14 protein-coding genes are annotated in these 18,538 nt (G+C 26.1%); 4 read left to right on the top strand and 10 right to left on the bottom strand.

What is annotated here, in order from left to right; genetic code table 11:
* Nucleotides 1–47: 47 nt before the first annotated feature.
* The gene (locus AAQM_RS02365) at nt 48–2,162 is read left to right on the top strand and encodes a cache domain-containing protein (RefSeq protein ID WP_129094312.1); all 2,115 of its coding nucleotides are present in this window, start codon (nt 48–50) and stop codon (nt 2,160–2,162) included.
* Nucleotides 2,159–3,160 carry an endonuclease/exonuclease/phosphatase family protein gene (locus AAQM_RS02360; protein ID WP_129094313.1) on the top strand — a complete coding sequence of 334 codons (1,002 nt, stop codon included), beginning with the start codon at nt 2,159–2,161 and terminating at the stop codon, nt 3,158–3,160. The genes AAQM_RS02365 and AAQM_RS02360 overlap by 4 nt, the downstream gene beginning before the upstream one ends.
* Nucleotides 3,161–3,315: 155 nt before the next feature.
* Here the strand turns inward: AAQM_RS02360 and mfd are convergent, their stop codons facing one another.
* Both mfd and AAQM_RS02350 read right to left on the bottom strand, forming a co-directional pair.
* Nucleotides 3,316–6,303 carry a transcription-repair coupling factor gene (mfd, locus tag AAQM_RS02355; RefSeq protein WP_129094314.1) on the bottom strand — a complete coding sequence of 996 codons (2,988 nt, stop codon included), beginning with the start codon at nt 6,301–6,303 and terminating at the stop codon, nt 3,316–3,318.
* Complete coding sequence (locus tag AAQM_RS02350) at nt 6,303–6,608, bottom strand: hypothetical protein (RefSeq protein WP_129094315.1); 306 nt, start codon at nt 6,606–6,608, stop codon at nt 6,303–6,305. Before AAQM_RS02350 ends, mfd begins: the two co-directional genes overlap by 1 nt.
* A 134-nt stretch (nt 6,609–6,742) precedes the next feature.
* Here AAQM_RS02350 and AAQM_RS02345 point away from each other — a divergent pair, with 134 nt between their 5' ends.
* On the top strand, nt 6,743–6,979 hold the full coding sequence (locus AAQM_RS02345; RefSeq protein WP_129094316.1) for a hypothetical protein: 237 nt from the start codon (nt 6,743–6,745) through the stop codon (nt 6,977–6,979).
* Nucleotides 6,980–7,026: 47 nt separating this feature from the next.
* Here AAQM_RS02345 and AAQM_RS02340 read toward each other — a convergent pair whose 3' ends face one another.
* Nucleotides 7,027–7,734, bottom strand: coding sequence for a DUF445 domain-containing protein (locus AAQM_RS02340; protein WP_129094317.1), 708 nt, complete (start codon nt 7,732–7,734; stop codon nt 7,027–7,029).
* Between the two features lie 118 nt (nt 7,735–7,852).
* Between AAQM_RS02340 and olsF the strand changes: the two genes are divergently transcribed.
* Nucleotides 7,853–9,565, top strand: coding sequence for a bifunctional ornithine lipid synthase OlsF (gene olsF, locus AAQM_RS02335; RefSeq protein WP_129094318.1), 1,713 nt, complete (start codon nt 7,853–7,855; stop codon nt 9,563–9,565).
* 25 nt (nt 9,566–9,590) lie between these two features.
* On the opposite strand, the gene AAQM_RS02330 is transcribed toward olsF, so the two are convergent.
* The 7 genes from AAQM_RS02330 to AAQM_RS02300 form a co-directional block, all read right to left on the bottom strand.
* The gene (locus AAQM_RS02330; protein ID WP_129094319.1) at nt 9,591–10,106 is read right to left on the bottom strand and encodes a rhodanese-like domain-containing protein; all 516 of its coding nucleotides are present in this window, start codon (nt 10,104–10,106) and stop codon (nt 9,591–9,593) included.
* 151 nt (nt 10,107–10,257) lie between these two features.
* Nucleotides 10,258–11,883 (bottom strand): cation:proton antiporter, encoded by a 1,626-nt coding sequence (locus tag AAQM_RS02325; RefSeq protein ID WP_129094320.1) that lies wholly within the window; start codon nt 11,881–11,883, stop codon nt 10,258–10,260.
* Between the two features lie 11 nt (nt 11,884–11,894).
* On the bottom strand, nt 11,895–14,021 hold the full coding sequence (locus tag AAQM_RS02320) for a DEAD/DEAH box helicase (RefSeq protein WP_228722699.1): 2,127 nt from the start codon (nt 14,019–14,021) through the stop codon (nt 11,895–11,897).
* Nucleotides 14,005–15,177: a folylpolyglutamate synthase/dihydrofolate synthase family protein gene (locus tag AAQM_RS02315; protein ID WP_129094321.1), complete on the bottom strand. Its 1,173-nt coding sequence runs from the start codon at nt 15,175–15,177 to the stop codon at nt 14,005–14,007. The genes AAQM_RS02320 and AAQM_RS02315 overlap by 17 nt, the downstream gene beginning before the upstream one ends.
* 2 nt (nt 15,178–15,179) lie before the next feature.
* Nucleotides 15,180–15,704: an LPS assembly lipoprotein LptE gene (gene lptE, locus AAQM_RS02310; protein WP_129094322.1), complete on the bottom strand. Its 525-nt coding sequence runs from the start codon at nt 15,702–15,704 to the stop codon at nt 15,180–15,182.
* A 6-nt stretch (nt 15,705–15,710) separates the two neighbouring features.
* Nucleotides 15,711–18,176: a leucine--tRNA ligase gene (leuS, locus tag AAQM_RS02305; protein ID WP_129094323.1), complete on the bottom strand. Its 2,466-nt coding sequence runs from the start codon at nt 18,174–18,176 to the stop codon at nt 15,711–15,713.
* Nucleotides 18,176–18,520 carry a DUF6394 family protein gene (locus tag AAQM_RS02300; RefSeq protein WP_128985355.1) on the bottom strand — a complete coding sequence of 115 codons (345 nt, stop codon included), beginning with the start codon at nt 18,518–18,520 and terminating at the stop codon, nt 18,176–18,178. Before AAQM_RS02300 ends, leuS begins: the two co-directional genes overlap by 1 nt.
* Between the last annotated feature and the right edge of the window lie 18 nt (nt 18,521–18,538).

The raw sequence follows: 18,538 nt of genomic DNA, 5'->3' as shown, positions 1-18,538 counted from the left end.
GTAATAATATTTATTTAGATAAAATCTAAATAAAAAAGAATATACAAGTGAAACTATCAAAATTTATAAGAAGATTTATTTTTTTAACTGCTTTTTCCTCTTTATTGTTGGCCTTTTTAATATCTGTACTTTATCAATATCATAATTTTGAAAATGACATGATTCATATAAAAAAGGAGTTCACTGAACAAAAAAAGAAAGAGATTAAAAATGAAGTTCTAATGGTTTATAACCTAGTTGAGCATAAAGAAGAATTACTCAAAAAAGAAGTTGAAAGAAGATTAAAAGAAAAAGTTAATTTAGCCTATGGAATTGCAAAAAATATTTATGAAACAAATAAAAATAAAAAAACAGATGAAGAGATTAAATATCTAATTGCCCTAGCTTTAAAAGATTTAACCTATGAAAATGATAATACATACTTTTTTATAAATAGTAACAAAGGTCAAGCTATATTATTTAATAAAGAGATAAAATTTGATAAATATCATGATGTTTGGAATTTAAAAGATGATAATGGAAATTTCATAATCCAAAATCAATCTAAAATAGCTTTGGAAAAAAAAGAGGGTTTTTTAATAAGTACTTTTATAAAACCTGATTCAAATGATACTAAACAATATTCAAAACTATCTTATGTAAAGCTTTTTGAACCTTTTAATTGGCATATAGGAATTGGTGAATATATTGATGAACTAAGAGAGAAAAACAAAAAAGAGTTGTTAAATTGGATTGCGTCATTAAGATTTGAAAATAGTGGTTATATCTTTGTTAATTCAACAAATGGAGAAACATTAGTTTTTGAAGGAAATATTGTAGAAGTAAAACCTCATCCTTTTCCTGAATTAATGAAACAACAATTAGAAACTGCACAAAATCCAAATGGTGATTTTTATGAATATAAATTTAAAAAACCAAATACTGTTCAAGAATTTGATAAAGTATCATTTATAAAAAAATATGATGAATATAATTGGATTATTGGTTGTGGTGTTTACTTAGATGAATTGAACAATGAATTAAAAAGAAAAGAGATAATGTTTAAAGAGACTATAAATAATCAAATAAAATCTATGTTAATTATATTTTTACTTTTAGTTGTAATTATTTATCTATTATCAAAAAGAATTTCAACTTTTATCAATTATAATATTAATAGTTTGATTCAAGCATTTTCTAAAGCTTCACAAAACAATGAAAAAATAAATACTGAAGAGTTAACATATAAAGAGTTTGTCTCTCTTGCTGATAATTTAAATAAAACCCTTGAAAATAAAAATATGGTAGAAAAAAAATTACAAGATTATATACAAATAGTAAATCAAAATGTAATTATTTCAACAACAAATAAAGAAGGAAAAATTCAGAATGTTAGTGAAGCTTTCTGTAAAGTTTCTGGATATTCAAAAGATGAGTTAATAGGAAAAACTCACTCTTTAGTAAAACATCCTGAAACTTCAAGTGATTTTTACAAAGATATGTGGAATCAACTTTTAAGTGGAAAAGAATGGAAAGGTGAAATAAAAAATAAATCAAAAGATGGAAAAACTTATTGGGTTTATGCAATCATCACGCCAATTTTAATCAATAATGAAATTCAAGGATTTACAGCAATTAGAAATAATATTACTGATAAAAAATATATTGAGCAACTTTCAATTACCGATGAATTAACAAAACTATATAATAGAAGATTTTTTAATAATAAAATAGAAGAAGAGATAAATAGAGCAAAAAGAGAAAATAAAACTCTTTGTTTATTGATTCTTGATATAGATTATTTTAAACAATACAATGATACATATGGTCATCAAAAAGGTGATTTTGTATTAGAGAGTGTAGCAAAAGTATTAGCGAATAGAACAAACAGAGCTAGTGATTTTGCATTTAGATTGGGTGGAGAAGAGTTTGCAATAATAACTACTTTGGAAAAAGAAAAAGCTATTGAATTTGCTGAAGTTATAAGAAGTGATATTGAAAAACTTAAAATTGAACACAAATCAAGTACTATCTCAAAACACTTAACTATTTCTATTGGATTAGTTTCAAAATATGCAATAGATATAGAAAATAGTGATAAACTTTATAAAGAAGCTGATGATAACCTTTATATAGCAAAAAAACAAGGCAGAAATTCAATTTACTATAATGAAGATAAATGAAAATAAAAGTAGGAACATTTAATCTTTTTCAGTTTGTTGAACCACCATTTTCATGGTATACAAAAAAAGAGAAATTTACAAATAAAGAGTGGGAAGAAAAAACAGCTTGGATAAAAAAACAAATTCAAGTTATGGACTGTGATATTATTGGTTTTCAAGAGGTTTTTTCAAAAGATGCATTAAAAGATTTACTTTTTGAATTAGGATTTAAATATTTTAAAACTATTGATAATGCAAAATTAGATAAAAAAAATGAATCTGTCTATATAAGCACTACAGTTGCTCTTGCTTCAAAGTTTCCAATTAAAAATCTAAAAAAAGTACAAATAGATTTCTCAACTCTTAAAAAACATAATGTTGAAGGCTTTTTCAAATTTGCAAGAGAACCAATAAAAGCTACGATAATTTTCCCAAATCAATTAGAAATAAGTTTATATGTTTGTCATCTTAAATCAAATAGAGAAAATGAATTTGAGTATATATTTACAAAAGATGAAAAATTAGAAGATAAACTAAAAAAAGTGAAAACTGCTTTAGAAAATAACTATTCAATGTCATTAAAACAAAGACTTTGTGAAGCAAGTTCTTTATTTAGTGATATAAAACGAAATAATAAACCAACTATTTTAGTATGTGATTTAAATGATAGAGAATTTTCTTTAACAATTGATGCTTTAACAAATAAAAGATATCATAATGAAACACTAAAAAAAGATGATTTTTTATTAATTGATGCTTATCATCTTTTTGAAAAAAAAATCTATAATCCTCATCCTGAATTTAAGGGTATAAAAAGAACTCCTACAAGCTATTTTGCAGGAAAAGGAAATGTTTTAGATTTTATTTTTGTTTCAAAACATTTTGATAAAAAAAATAAAAATTCAATCGCTAAAGTTACAAATTATGAGATATTAGATATACATCTTCAAAAAAATCAAAATGGTTCTTTATTAAATAGCGACCATGCTCAAGTTGTTTGCGAATTGGAATTTTTATAAAAAAAGACACTTTTCTTACACTTTATTTTTATATAATTCTTTCATAATAAATTTTGCAGTGATTTATTATAAGAGCAACTAAAAATTTTAACCTATTTGAATTCAAACAAGCTCTTCCTATCATAAAAAAGAGAAAGTGTGCTTTCTTTCTCTTTTTATTTTCTAAGATACCTCAATGTAGTAGCGATAATATCATCATCATCTTTACTTGGACTTTTTATAGTCTCTTTTATATCATCTGATTTTGTAAATGTAATATTCATCTCATATGAACTAATAGTTTGAATTCCAAGTTTTAAAGCTAAAATCTTTATGATAATTAACTCTATAAACTGTTTTGTTACTACATCAGGTTTTCCAAATCTATCTTCCATCTCTTCTTCTATGGTGTAAACCTCTTGAATATCAATTGCCTTACTCAATCTTCTATAAAGTTCAAGTCTTACTCTATCTTCATTTATATAATCATCACTAATATAAGCAGAAATTGCAAGTTTTATATCAACAGATTTTTTCTCTGGTTTATTTTCACCACTTAGACTTGCAAGTGCATCTTCTAACATTTTTAGATATAAACCATATCCTATTTGTTTTATATGACCACTTTGAGCTTCACCTATGATATTTCCACCACCTCTGATTTCTAAATCTTGGTGAGCTAAAGCTGTTCCACTTCCTAAATATGAGTTTGATTCAAGAGCTACAAGTCTTTTTACTGCATCATCTGTGATTTGTTTTTTATCTTCAACCACATAATAACAATATCCCTCTTTATTACTTCGTCCAACTCTTCCTCTAAGCTGATGTAAATCTGCAATTCCAAATCTATCTGCACCATCAATAATAATAGAGTTTGCATTTGGCAAGTGAATTCCTGATTCTACTATTGAAGTAGCTAGTAAAATATCAAACTCTTTGTTTTCAAAGGCTTCTATAATTTTTTCAGCATGGTCAGGTTTTATTTGAGAGTGAATAATATCTATTTTAATATTTGGAATTATTGCTTCAATATCAGCTTTTTTAGCTTCAATTGAAGCAATATTATTATGAACATAAAAAAGTTGTCCACCTCTTCTTTTTTCTCTTAAAATTATCTCTTTGATTAATTTTTCACTATACTCTTTTACATAAGTACGAACACCTATTCTTTCACTAGGAGGTGTTAGAAGGGAACTCATACCTTTTAGTTTTGATAAAGCTAGGTTTAGAGTTCTTGGGATTGGTGTTGCACTCATAGAGAAAATATGTACATCTTCTCTTAAATGTTTTAATTTCTCTTTTTGTTTTACTCCAAATTTATGCTCTTCATCAATAATAACTAAAGCTAAATTAGAAGTTTTTATATCAAGTAATGAGTGAGTTCCAATAACTAGTTTTATATCACCGTTTTCTAAACCTTTTTTGATAGCAGTTTTTTCTTTTGCTGTTGTTTTTCCATCAAGTTTAGCAACATTTATTCCAAACTCTTCAAATCTCTTTTTTATTCCATGATAGTGTTGAGTTGCAAGAAGTGTTGTAGGACATACAAAAATTGCTTGATAACCATCTATGATAACAGCAAGTAAAGCATTCATAGCAACTTCAGTTTTTCCAAAACCAACATCACCAGAAAGAAGTCTATCCATAACTCTTCCTGAACTTAAATCATTAAATATCTCTTTAATACTTCTTTTTTGGTCTTTTGTATATTCAAATCCCGCACTTTTTGGAAAATCTTCAAGGATTTTTTTATCAGTATTTATTTTGATACCATTTACAAGTTCCCTTGCAGCTGCTAGTTTTATAATATCATTTGCAATAGCAAAAAGTCTATCTTTAACTTTTTCTTTTAGTTTAGCAAATGAGCCTTTTCCAAGCTTATCAACAACAGCATAAGAGTTTCCATCAGCAACATATCTATCAATTAAATCTATATTTTCAACAGGAATTAAAAGTTTATCTTCTCCTTGATATTGAACAATTACGAAGTCCCTTTTTGCTCCCATTACAGTAACAGGTTCAATTCCTTTGTATTGACCAATTCCATGTTTTTCATGTACTACAAAATCATTGTATTGAAGTTCATCAAGAACAAGTTTTACTTTTTTCTTTCTTCGTTTTTTTACCTCTTTATTTAAAGAGATTATTACTTCACTGTCACTTACAAGGTTTATGATTTGATTATCAAAAATATATTTGATATTTTTATCACTTAAATCTAAATCATAACCTTTTACTTTTGCTTCAGTTCCAGAGATAATTGTGATTTTTTTATCTTTATGAAAAGAGATAAACTCTTTTACATTTGCTGGATTTATCTCTTGATAATTTTTACTATTGTAAATCTGAGGTGTTAATAAAAACTTATCTTTGTTTATTCTTTTTTCTTCAAAAACATAAACTTCATCCAACTCTTCCAATGCTTCTTGAGTAATAAATGAGCTTAAATTTTGAGGTAAATATTCCCCTAAATCATTTAAATACCAAAATCCTAAAGAGTGAATATCTTTTATAAACGCATCACTTGAAACTGTTTGAACTTGTTCATTTATCTCTTCAAAAGATGCTTCATCAAGTGCTAAGAATGCTGGATTTATAGAAAAACTTTCTATCTCTTCTTTTGATGATTTTTGATCTTCAATATCAAATTTTCTAATACTTTCAACTTCATCATCAAATAGACTTACTCTATATCCAGCTTCACTACCAAGTGGGCAAATATCAATAATATCTCCCCTAATTGATACTTCACCTTCACTTGTAACAATATCTACAAAATAATATCCCCAATTATAAAGTTTTGATTTCAATTCTTCTAAATGTAAAGTATCTGCAAAATTTATAGTAAAACTTTCAAAACATTTTTCTTTTGGAAGAGGATAAGAGATAGTTCTTATTGGAGAGATTAAGATTTTATCTTGTTTTTTATATGAGTAAAAATCTCCTAAAGCCTTTGTAATTTCATGTAATTCATCGCTAAAAGAGAGTAAGTCATCACCAAAATTTGCTCTAAAATCAGCTAAAACAAACGGCTTAAAACCTAAATATGAAACTATATCAGAAGCTATTTGAGCTTGTCTATCATCATTTACGATTAAAAGCTGACACTTTTTTAATCGTTTTTCTTCTTTTAAATTTTTTAAAAATTCATAAATATTTTTCACTATTTTTCTACTTGTAATAACTCAAAATCATTTGTTTCTTTATCATAATAATATGTAGGGTAAGGCGTTTCATTTAATAAGAATATTAAATTTGCATCATTAAAGTTATTTTTTAAAAGACCTTTTTTAAATACTTCTAAAATATACGCTTTTGTAGAAAAAGTTGTAGTTGTAGAATTTGCTGTATATACAAAATCTTCTCCATCAACTGCTTTGAATCCCTCTTTTTTAACATGTTTATCAAATTTCTCTTTATCTTCTAAACCACCAACATCAAGTAAAACTAATACCTCTATTCCAGCCATAAACATCCCTAAAAATTTTTAATTTATTCTAACATATTAAAGTTTTGTTATTCATTGTGTAATAAAATAGTAAAATTATCCGATTTAGAGTAAAATAACAATATAAATAAGAAATTTCTTTTTAAGGATTCAAAATGAATTACGAATTATTAAGTAAAATTGCTATGGAAGAATCAGAAAAATCAAGAAATGAAGCTTTGATTTTAAGAAAAAGAAATGAAATCTTACACACTGAGATAGAAAATCTAAAATCTAAAATCAATAAATTAGAAGATGAAAAAAAAGATTTACAAAAAGAGATAGAAGCTTTAAAATCTGCTTTAGAGTTTAAAGAAGATGAAAAGAAAGAACCTTTTTCTTACTACTCATAAATATTCAAAAGTTAGTCTATTCTAACTTTTGAATAATAAAATTTATTTTATGCAAGCAATGAACTAACTAAACCTATCAGTCCACCAAATACAGCTCCCCAAATAACAAGCCAAGTTAAATGCTCTTTAATCAACTCTTGTACTAACTCTTTCACCATTTTAGGAGTTAACTCTTCAAGTCTTGCACTAACTATCAAGCTTAATTTTTGGTGTATATCTGCACTTAAATCCTCCGACTTAAGACTTTCATTTACAACTTCTTGAAAAGCTTGAGAACCTGTAATTGAAATAATAGAAGCTTGAAGTTTTTTTACAAAAGGCTCTTTTAATGGCTCAAGTGCAGCTTCTCCTCCAAACATTCCTAGCATTCCACCAAAAGGAGACTCTATTACTGATTCTTTCAAAGAATTATATGCAGGTGTAAAATCTGTTTTATTCAAAATTTTCTCAAAATCTATAGTATTTTTTGCACTATTTACCTCTTCTTGGAAAAATTTTGTTAAATTTTGTGGTGTAAAAAATTGGTTCATAATCATAGAATGAATTGAACTCTTAAAAACTGAAAATTTACTTTCTATTACTCCACTTCCATATAAAAATGGAACTTTTTCAAATAACATATGAATAGCCAAAGTATTTGTAACAGCACCACTTAATGCAAATAATCCTACCATAAAAATCACATCATTTCCATTTGAATAACCATATGCCATTATCAATACAGTTACCAAATTTGTTATATCTGTTTTGTTCATAATTCTCTCCTTTTATGAATAAATTGGATTTTATCATAACTTTTTAAAAGCCTTTATAAACTAATTTGTCACCCTTTTGTAATCAAATTGATTTAGAATTTTTAAAATAGGAGTATAAATGATTGATGTTCAAAAAGAGATAGAAAAAAAATTTCCAAAAATAAAAGAAAAAGAGAATTTTTTAAAAAAATCTTTGTTTAAAATAGCAAAAAAAATTGTTCATGAAGATTCAATAAACCAATTTTTATCACAAAATTCTCACTTAAAAGGTTTTGAATTTGTTGATGCTGTATTGGATTATTTTGATTTTGATTATACTATTTCAAGCAATGATTTACAAAATATTCCAACATCAGGAAAAGTTGTAATAATTGCAAATCATCCTTTAGGAGGATTAGATGCTTTATGTTTATTAAGACTTATTTCAACTGTTCGAAAAGATGTAAAAATAGTTGCAAATGATTTTTTAGCAGGTTTTGAAGCTTTGAATTCTTTAACAATTATGATTGATAATTACAAAGTAAAACAATCTAAAACCGATATAAAAAAAATTTATGACTCTTTAAACAAAGAAGAGGCTGTTATTATTTTTCCAGCAGGAGAAGTTAGTCGTGCAACAACAAAAGGAATAAAAGACCCTTCTTGGAATAGAGGTTTTTTAAATTTTGCACAAAACTCTAATGCACCAATATTACCGATATTTTTAGATGCAAAAAACTCTAAAACTTTTTATACAATCTCTATTATTAATAAAACTTTCTCAACTTTACTTTTATCACATGAAATGTTTAATAAAAAATCAAAAAGAATCAACATAAAAATAGGGAAAATAATTCCAAATGAAAATATTGTTCCAAAAGGTATAGATAAAAAATTTTTATTAAATTTATATAAAAAGCATCTTTATGCTTTAAAAAAAGGTAAAAAATCTTTTTTTGAAACCCAAAGTGCTATTGCTCATCCTGTTAGTAGAATTGATTTATTAAATGAATTAAAAAAATCCAAACTAATAGGTCAAACCTTAGATGGAAAAAAAATCTATTTATATGATTATGTTGAGGACTCTATAGTTTTAAAAGAACTTGGAAGATTAAGAGAAATATCTTTTAGAAAAGTTGGAGAAGGCGTAAATAAAAAAAGAGATACAGATAAATACGATATTTATTATCAACATATAATTCTATGGGATGAAAATGAACTTGAAATTGTAGGTTCATATAGAATAGGAAATTCTGATTTTATATTTAAAAATATTGGAGTTAAAGGCTTTTATTCAAATAATTTATTTAAATATAACGAAGATTTTATGCCATATTTACAAAACTCTATAGAACTAGGAAGAAGTTTTGTTCAACCAAAATATTGGGGAACTAGAGCATTAGATTATTTATGGTTTGGAATTGGTGCTTATTTAAAAAACAACCCAAATATTAAATATATGTTTGGACCTGTTTCTTTAAGTGCTTCTTTTCCTAATGTAGCAAAAGATTTAATTGTTTTTTATTATTCACACTATTTTAGTAGTCCTTTAACTTTAGTTGAGGCTAAAGATTCATATCACTATTCAAACAATGTAAATGAAATAAAAGAACTATTTGATTTAAATGATAAAACAAAAGATTTTAAATTTCTCAAATCTACCCTATCAAATATAGGGTTATCTATTCCTACTTTATATAAACAATATGGTGAAATTGCTACGGATGATGGTATAAAATTTTTAGATTTTAATATTGATAAAAATTTTGGTGATTGTATAGACAGCTTCATTTTAGTTGAAGTTGATAAGATAAAAGATAGTGCTAGAAAAAGATATATAGAAAAAGAGTAGAAAAAACTACTCTTTTTTAATAAAACTATTTTTTACAATGTTCAGCGTAATAAGCACCAAATTTATTTTTAGTTCCTGTTTTATCTTCTGCATCACTATATTTTGTACTTACAGGATTACACTCATCAATCCATTTGTGCATATCATAAATTTTCACTGTTTTGAATCCCATTTTTCTAAAAGTTTCAGCTTCAATAGCTGCTCTTGAAGCTGTATTACAAACAACTATTAAATTATCTTTTACAAATTTATCTTCATCATCTAAAACAACATTTTCAAGTGCTTTTTCAGGTGCTTCTCTTCCTACTCTTTGAGTACCTTTTATAAATCCAGCTGCCCATTCTTCTGCTGTTCTTACATCAACAACTGCCCAATCTTTTTGAGTTAGAGCTTTTTTTACCTCTTCTGTTGTTGCATAATTACCAGTTTTTTTTGCTTCTTCTTTTAATGACTTTGATAATTTACTATAATCAATAAACTCTGATGCAAAAACAGAACTAGCTATTAAACTAACTGAAAAAAGAATTTTTGAAAGTTTCATTTGTACCCCTTATATTAAAATAGTAGCTAAAGCTTAACTTTAGCCACTTTTGATAATAAGAGTTTAGTAAAAAAGAGTTTAAAGATATATAAAATATTATAATAATTTCTTATATACTATTTATTAATATTAATTATATTGTAAACTGATATTAGTATTGGCTATTACTTAATCTACAATACATTACTTCATCAACAACAGCTTTTGCTATTTGATTTGTAGCAACAATAACATGTTCTAAATCTAAACCTTTTAAGTGTTCTTTTTCAGCTTCACTTGTAACTGTTACTATTGTCTTACTATTGTGTGTAAGTTCACCAACTGCTTCACAAATCAAATATAAAACTTCAGGATTGTTAACAGCAACTATAACAGCTGAAGATTTTGTGATATTTAATGAATTTAAAATATGCCTTTGAGCTGCATTTCCAAAAATAATAGGTTCTCCTCTATCTTTTCCTATTTGATAAAATTTAACATTATGTTCTAAAATAACATACTTTTGTCCAAATGCTTTTAACTCTTCAACAATAGTTTGCCCAAATCTTCCATATCCTAAAACAATAACGTGATTTTCTGTATCTTCTGAAACATTATGAGTATTTGTAATCATCATAACATCTTCAGGAATTAATTTTGCTGCTGCTTTTGAAAGATTTTTTAAAATTATTGGTGTTAAAATCATTGAAATTACTATTGTTACAATCAAAATTTGAGAATATGTTGTATCTATTAAACTTTGACTTCTTGCAAGTTCTAAAATAGCTAGAGAAAATTCTCCTATTTGAATCAAAGATAAAGCAGTTTTAAATGCAACTCTTTTATTATCTTCATATCTAACAAGAGCATAAATAACACCAAATTTTAAAGCCATTACAGCTGGTAATAACATAGCTATTATCCATGCATAATCATAAATTACTTTAAAATTAATTTGCATACCAACAGTTATAAAAAATATCCCTAATAAAATATTTCTAAAAGGAATTAAATCCGCTTCAACTTGATGTTTAAACTTTGTTTCTGCAATCATCATACCTGCTATAAATGCTCCTAAAGAGTATGAAAATCCAAAATAATAAGCTAAATAAGCAGACCCAACAGCCAAAAGTAAAACAGATGCAACAAATAATTCATCTGATCTTGTCAATGAAACATATCTTAAAAATGGTTCTAATAAATATTTACCTGCAAAATAGAGTAAAGAAAGAAGAATAATAGCTGCTAATACAGTTTTTCCAATAGTAAAAGTTAATGAAGCATCACCTTTCATGGAAAAAAATGAAATCATTAAAAGAATAGGAATAACTGCGATATCTTGCATAATCAAAATTCCAAGAACTCTTCTTCCATGTGGTTTTGTAATCTCTTTAGTTTCATTAAATGTTTTTAAAACTATTGCCGTTGAAGATAAAGACAGTGCCATTCCAACTATCAAAGAAGTTTGAGTTTCAAGTCCAATTATATATCTTGCTATTAAAAATACAAATAAAGCTGTAACTAAAATTTGTAAACTACCTGTTAAAAAAACTTCTCTTCTCATCTTTTTTAAGTGATTTAAAGAGAATTCTAATCCAATAGTAAACATTAAAAAAACTACACCAAACTCAGCTATTTCTCTTAATTCATGATTATTTACAGCTTCATGTAAATCAAATACATAAGCTATTATTGTACCTGTTAAAATATAACCAATAATTGTTGGTAAATGTACTTTTTTTAATATCAAATTTATGATTAAAGCAATAGATGTTGCTGCTACTATTATTCCTAACATAAAACCCCTTTCTATTTATAGTGCATTTGCTTGTAACCTTCAAGCCTTTTTTTATAAGCTGAATTTAACATAGCATTTTTTGAATCTAAAAAATCAATTGCTAAACACTCTTGATTTCCACGTCCTATTCTTCCTAAATATTGAATTAATCTTCCATAATATGAAATAGGAGTTACAAACATAATAGTATTTAGATGTGGGAAATCAATTCCCTCTCCAAAATATGAAGTTGTTGCAAGAATTAAAGATTTTGTTTTAACTAGTGCCATATTCTCCACTTGTTCTTTTTTATTTTGACTTCCATGAACACAAATATAATCAATATTTTGTTTTTGCAATAAATTTTCCAAAATATTTATATGTTCTATTCTATCAGTTAAAACTAAAATTTTTCTTTGAATATTTGCTTTTATAGCATCTATTATTAAATTATTTCTGTTTTCATCTATACATAATTCATTTATGATTGTAGCATAGTTATCAGCATTGCTTACAAATTCTGTTCTAATTATTTGTAGTTTATTTGTATGTGTTCTTTTCTTTTTATACTCATAAGAAATTTCACCTAATTGCTGATATAAAATAGGTTGTAATTCATCTTTTCTATTTGGAGTAGCACTTAAACCTAAAATATATTTTCCTCTAAAATTTTTAATAATTTGCTCAAAAGTTAAAGCAGGAATGTGATGACACTCATCAACTATTACAAAAGAGTAATTTTCAATGATTTTAGAATCATTTTTTAAACTTTGCATAGTTGCAACATCTATCATTCCATTTAATTTATTATGTCCTTTTCCTAAATATCCAATATCTTTTTTTGAATATCCAAAATAATCCACAAATCTTTCAATCCACTGATTTAAAAGCATATTTTTATTCACAACTATCAAAGTATTACAAGCTCTTATTTCAAATATTTTAGCACCAAGTAGAGTTTTACCAAATCCAGGAGGAGCAACACAAATAGAATAATCACTTTTTTTTATCTCTTTTATTGCATCATTTTGCTCTGGTCTTAGATTAAAAGTTACTTTTTTTGTTTCAATTTGATTATAAACTCTTTTATCAATAAATGAATATTTAACAGCAAACTCATTAAAAAAATCTTCAATTATCTGTTTTAATCCTCTTGGAAGCATCAAATAATTTTCATTCTCTTCAAATGACCTAATATATTTAGGAGTATTAAAAAGTGGTTTTCTCAAAGATAATAAAACTTTTATTTGAGGATTTTCAAAAGTAGCAAAAGATTTTAATTTACTAATTAATGACTTAGATAATTTAAGAGTCGGAATATAGATATAATCTTCTAAAATCATCTCTATAGTTTGTAATGGGAAATCTATCTTTTTTTGACTTTTTTCAATACTTAAAGAATTTGGAACATCTGCAAAATTAGAAATGATTTGTTTTGAAACTTTTGAAACATTTGCTAAAACGCTCCATTGGTCTTCATAAATTTTATTTGTATTTACATCTATAAAAACTGTCCTGTTTTTATCTCTATGTTTTAAATGTAAAGGTAATTCTATACTATTCCCAAGATTTTCTTTTGTTGCAAACTCTTTATTTGGATAAGTTTTAGCACTTATATTTGCTTTTTTCAAAAGATATAAGGCAAAATTAAAAGCTATTTTAGAAGAAATCTCCTCTTGTAAAAATATCCACACAAATAAAGAATTATAAGAACTAAGTTCAAAATATGCTTTTATATTTAAAGAATTTAAAGCTATCTGTAATTTAAATTTATCTTCATCAGCTATTTCAAAAACAATGAATTTTGACATATTATTTTGATTTATACAATAAGTCGCTAAAAAAACATTTCCTCTTAAATGTTCTTCAATCTCTTTATTTGTCAAAGGAAGATAATCTTCTGCTTGAAAAGTAGCAGTTACAGGATAAAAACCCTGTTTTGTTCCATCACGACTTATCCATTTCTTAGCATATATATCAAATCGTGCAATAAATAAAGATTTAAAAAGTTCAATTTTTTCATCTTTTGTAAATTTTTTTTTGATTGATGCTAACTGATTTTTTTGTTTTATTTGCTCTTTTAAAAGTTCTATTTCTTCTTCTATTTTAGTTTTTTGAATATAAAGTTCATCTAATCTTTTTTCAAGAGTTTCCATCATAACCAATCAAAGACAAAAATTTTTCTACAACTAAAAATGAACCAAAAACTAAATATTCTTCATTTTTTTCTATTTTTATTTCTTCTTGTTTTGTTAAATTTAGTTCATATATTACTTGTTGTAACTCTTCTTTTTTTACTATTCTTTTATCATTTAATTCAATAATAGTTATACTTTTTATTATTGGTTTTAAAATTTCTAATACACTTTTATAATCTTTATCTCCATAAGAGTTGTAAATAAGATTTATTTTTTTATTTTCAAACTCTTTTACTAAAACTTGTGCAGCTAGTGGATTATGTCCTACATCAATAGTTACATTTGGCAATATTCTTTGACATCTTCCAAAAAGTGGAGTATCATCAAAAAGCTTTAAATCAACTGGAATTTTTAGTTCATTTAAACAAGCAATTACTAAATGTAAATTTCGTTTTAGATAAGTGGCAAATTTTGGATTTATTTCATATTTATCAAACTCTTTTAATTCAATAATTTCTATATTTTTATCTCTTTCTTTTAAAATCTGTTCTTTTACTTCATAAGCTGTTTTAATAACACTATCAAAAAGTTGATAACCAACTAGCATTTTATTATCAACTGAACGCATTTTTGTAGTTGCTATTTTTTCAACACTATTTCCTAAAAAATTTTGATGGTCAAGTCCAATTGTTGTAACTAATGAAATATCATTTGGTACAACATTTGTTGCATCAAACTCACCACCAAGTCCTGCTTCTAAAACTAAATAATCAAAATCTTTTGATAAATAAAATGCTAACAAAGTGGTATATTCAAAATATGTTAATTTTTCTAAAAGTTCTACTTCATATAACTTTTGCAAAAATTGATGAGCAATTTCTAATTTTTCATCACTAACATCAAATCCATTTATCCAGATTCTTTCATTAAATTTCATAATATGTGGAGAGCTATAGTGTAAAACATTAAACTTTTTTTTATTTAAATAGTGAGCTAAAAATCTTCCTGTACTTCCCTTTCCATTTGTCCCAACAATATGAATAACAAAAGGAAGTTTCATTTTAGAAGATAAAATAGTCCAAGAAGATTTTATATAACTAAAATCTATCTTGTCATAATAAAGAGTTTTATGTTCTAAAAACTCTTTTAAAGTTGCTTTTTTTAAATCTAATTGCATATTTATTTAAATGACGAAACAGCGATTTTTGATAAAATTTCATCTACAGCTTTATTTGAAGCATTAGTAATTGCATTAAATCTCTGAGTTTCTGTAATAACTGTTTCACCTCCAATTGAGAAGTCATACTCTCCATCAACTGTAAAAGATTTTTTTATTCCATTATCTTTTCTAAAATAATTAACACTAATAACAACTACAGCTTTATAAAGTTGATTATATCCTTCTTTATCATACTGTAAAGCTGTAATACTTACACTACTAATAGCTAAATTCATAATAACATCTGCATTATTTATGTCATTTACTATTCTTGAATCTAATTTTTGAATTAAGATTTTATTTACAGCATCTTTTACCAAAACAGAGTTTTTTGGATCTTCCAAACTAACTTGTAGTTTTACAAAAACATTACCTTGCATCTCTTGCTTTGCATAATAACTAGATGGTTTATATCCACAAGCACTAAATAAAAAAGCAAAAATGAATGTAAAAACAAGAAAAGGTAAATTTTTATAAATATACATAATTTTTTATCCTTTAATTACAAAATTAACTAATTTATTAGGAACAACTATCTCTTTTACTAATTCACTATTTCCTAACCATTTAGCTGATGCAGTTTTTGCAGTAGCTAAAATTTCCTCTTTTGAAGCATCAGGTGCTACTTCAATTTCACATCTTTTTTTACCATTTATAGTAACTGCTAAAACTATAGATTCTAAAGCAAAAACTTCTTCTTTAATCTCTATTTTTCCATCAAAATTTTTTAATTCAAATAATTTTTTTGATAATTCCCAACAAGCATGAGGAATAATTGGCTCTAAAATATTTGTTAAAATATAATAACCTTCCGCCCAAACTAGTTCATTTTTTTGTGCTTGTAAAGCATTTAAAGCTTCCATTGAAGAAGCAATTAATGTATTAAAAGTATAAGTTTTTGTAAATACTTCATTTGATTTTAATAATGCTTCATAAACTTTTTTTCTTGCTTCTTTCTCTTCTTTATTTAAAGATGAATGATTAATATTTTCAAGTTCTTTTACAGATGAAGTTGTTACATTTTCTGCTCTTTCAAAGAATTTTTTAATAAATCTATAAGCACCATCAACCGCACTATCATTCCATTCAAGTTCTTTTGTTGGCGGAGCTGCAAACATCATAAATAATCTTGCAGTATCAGCTCCATATTTTTCTACAATTAAATCAGGATCTACAACATTTCCTTTTGATTTAGACATTTTTGCACCATCTTTTAAAACCATTCCTTGTGTTAATAATCTTTTAAATGGTTCTGTAGAATTTGTATAACCTAAATCCCTTAAAACTTTTGTAAAAAATCTTGCATATAAAAGGTGTAAAATTGCATGTTCTATTCCACCAATATATTGGTCAACATCCATCCAATAATCACTATCAGATTTTGAAATTCCTGATTCATTCCAAACCTTTGGATTTGTTGCATATCTTAAAAAATACCAAGAAGATTGAACAAATGTATCTAATGTATCTGTTTCTCTAATTGCTGGTTTACCACATTTTGGACATGAACAATGTTTCCAAGTAGGATGAGAATCTAAAGGATTTCCTTCTCCAGTAATTTCTACATCATCAGGCAATGCAACTGGTAAATTTTCAATTTTTTCAGGAACTAATCCACAATCATCACAATGAATAAATGGAACAGGAGCACCCCAATATCTTTGTCTTGAAACACCCCAATCTCTAAGCTTAAAATTAACTTGTTTAATTCCTAAAGAGTTTTGTTCGAAGTGATAAATAATTGCTTTTTTAGCTTTTATATTTGGTAATCCTGTAAAACTTTCACTATTGATTAAAGTTCCTTCACCTGTAAATGCTTCTGTCGGATTAGCTATAACTCCTTCAGTTCCTACAATTACTTGTTTAATTGGCAAATCATATTTCTTAGCAAACTCAAAATCCCTTTGATCATGTGCAGGAACAGCCATAACAGCTCCTCCACCATAAGAAGCTAAAACAAAGTTAGCAACCCAAACAGGAATTTTTTCACCTGTTAATGGATGCATAACCTCTATTTCAAGACAAACACCTTCTTTTTCTTGAATAGCTCTATCTCTTTCAGGAACTTTTTGCATATCTTTGATTGCTTTTATCTTTTTTTCTGGTAAAAGATTATTTTCAACTATATATTTTACGATTGGATGCTCAGGTGCAAGAGCTGAATATGAAACTCCATAAATTGTATCCGGACGAGTTGTAAATACAAAATATTTACTAAATGTTCTTTCTAATTTTGCTTTTGATTCTATAGATAATTCAAACTTAAACTCTAAGCCTTCACTTCTTCCAATCCAATTTTCTTGCATTGTTAAAACTTGGCTTGGCCAATCATTTTTTAGTAATTCTAAATCATCAAGTAACTCTTGAGCATATTTTGTAATTCCTACATAATATCCTGGCATCTCTTTTTGAACAACTTGTGTTCCACATCTCCAACAACAACCATCTTCTAACTGCTCATTTGCTAAAACTGTTAAATCATGTGGACACCAATTTACTGTTGCTGATTTTCTATAAATGATTCCAGCTTCATACATTTTAATGATAAACTCTTGTTCCCATTTTGTATAAAGTTCATCACTTGTTGCAAACTCTCTTGTTTCACTAAAAGATAAACCTAAAGCTTTTAACTCATCTCTCATATAATCAATATTTTCATAAGTCCATTTTTTTGGATGAAGTTTATGTTTTATCGCTGCATTTTCAGCTGGCATTCCAAAACTATCCCATCCAATTGGATGTAAAACATTAAAATTTGATTTTCTAAAATGTCTAGCAAAAGCATCACCTAAACAATAATTTCTAACATGCCCCATATGGATTCTACCACTTGGATATGGGAACATACTTAAAATATATTTTTTCTCTTTAGTTAAATCATCACTTGGTTCAAAAGATTGGTTTTCGCTCCAAAAATTTTGCCATTTTTTTTCAATATCTTTTGAAATATATTCCATTAAAATTCTTCCTTATCTTGACTTTTTGCGCTTTCAATTAATGCTAATGCTATAGAGAAAACATTTGCGACAACTGCACCTATTGCTAAAGAGATAGCAAGAGCAAGATTATCACTAAAAACAAGCACCATAAAAGCTGGTATCAGGTGTAAATCAGCCACTAATGAACTTGCTAATAATTCAGCTGCAAGTAAATTTTTAACACCTAGTTTAAGTATTGTTGAAATTACATTAACTCCAGCTGCTATAAATAACGCGATTGCATTTGGTTCATATAAAAAACCTGCTGTTGTAGTTAAAGACATTAGTGAAAAGAAAATATAGGTTACTTTACCCCAATCCATTTTTATCCTTTAAATTTT

It is taken from the genome of Arcobacter aquimarinus (genome assembly GCF_013177635.1).
In the GTDB taxonomy this organism is placed as follows: Bacteria; Campylobacterota; Campylobacteria; order Campylobacterales; family Arcobacteraceae; genus Aliarcobacter; species Aliarcobacter aquimarinus.
Note: the sequence above shows the minus strand (reverse complement) of the source record. Positions and strands in the feature narration are given on the sequence as shown.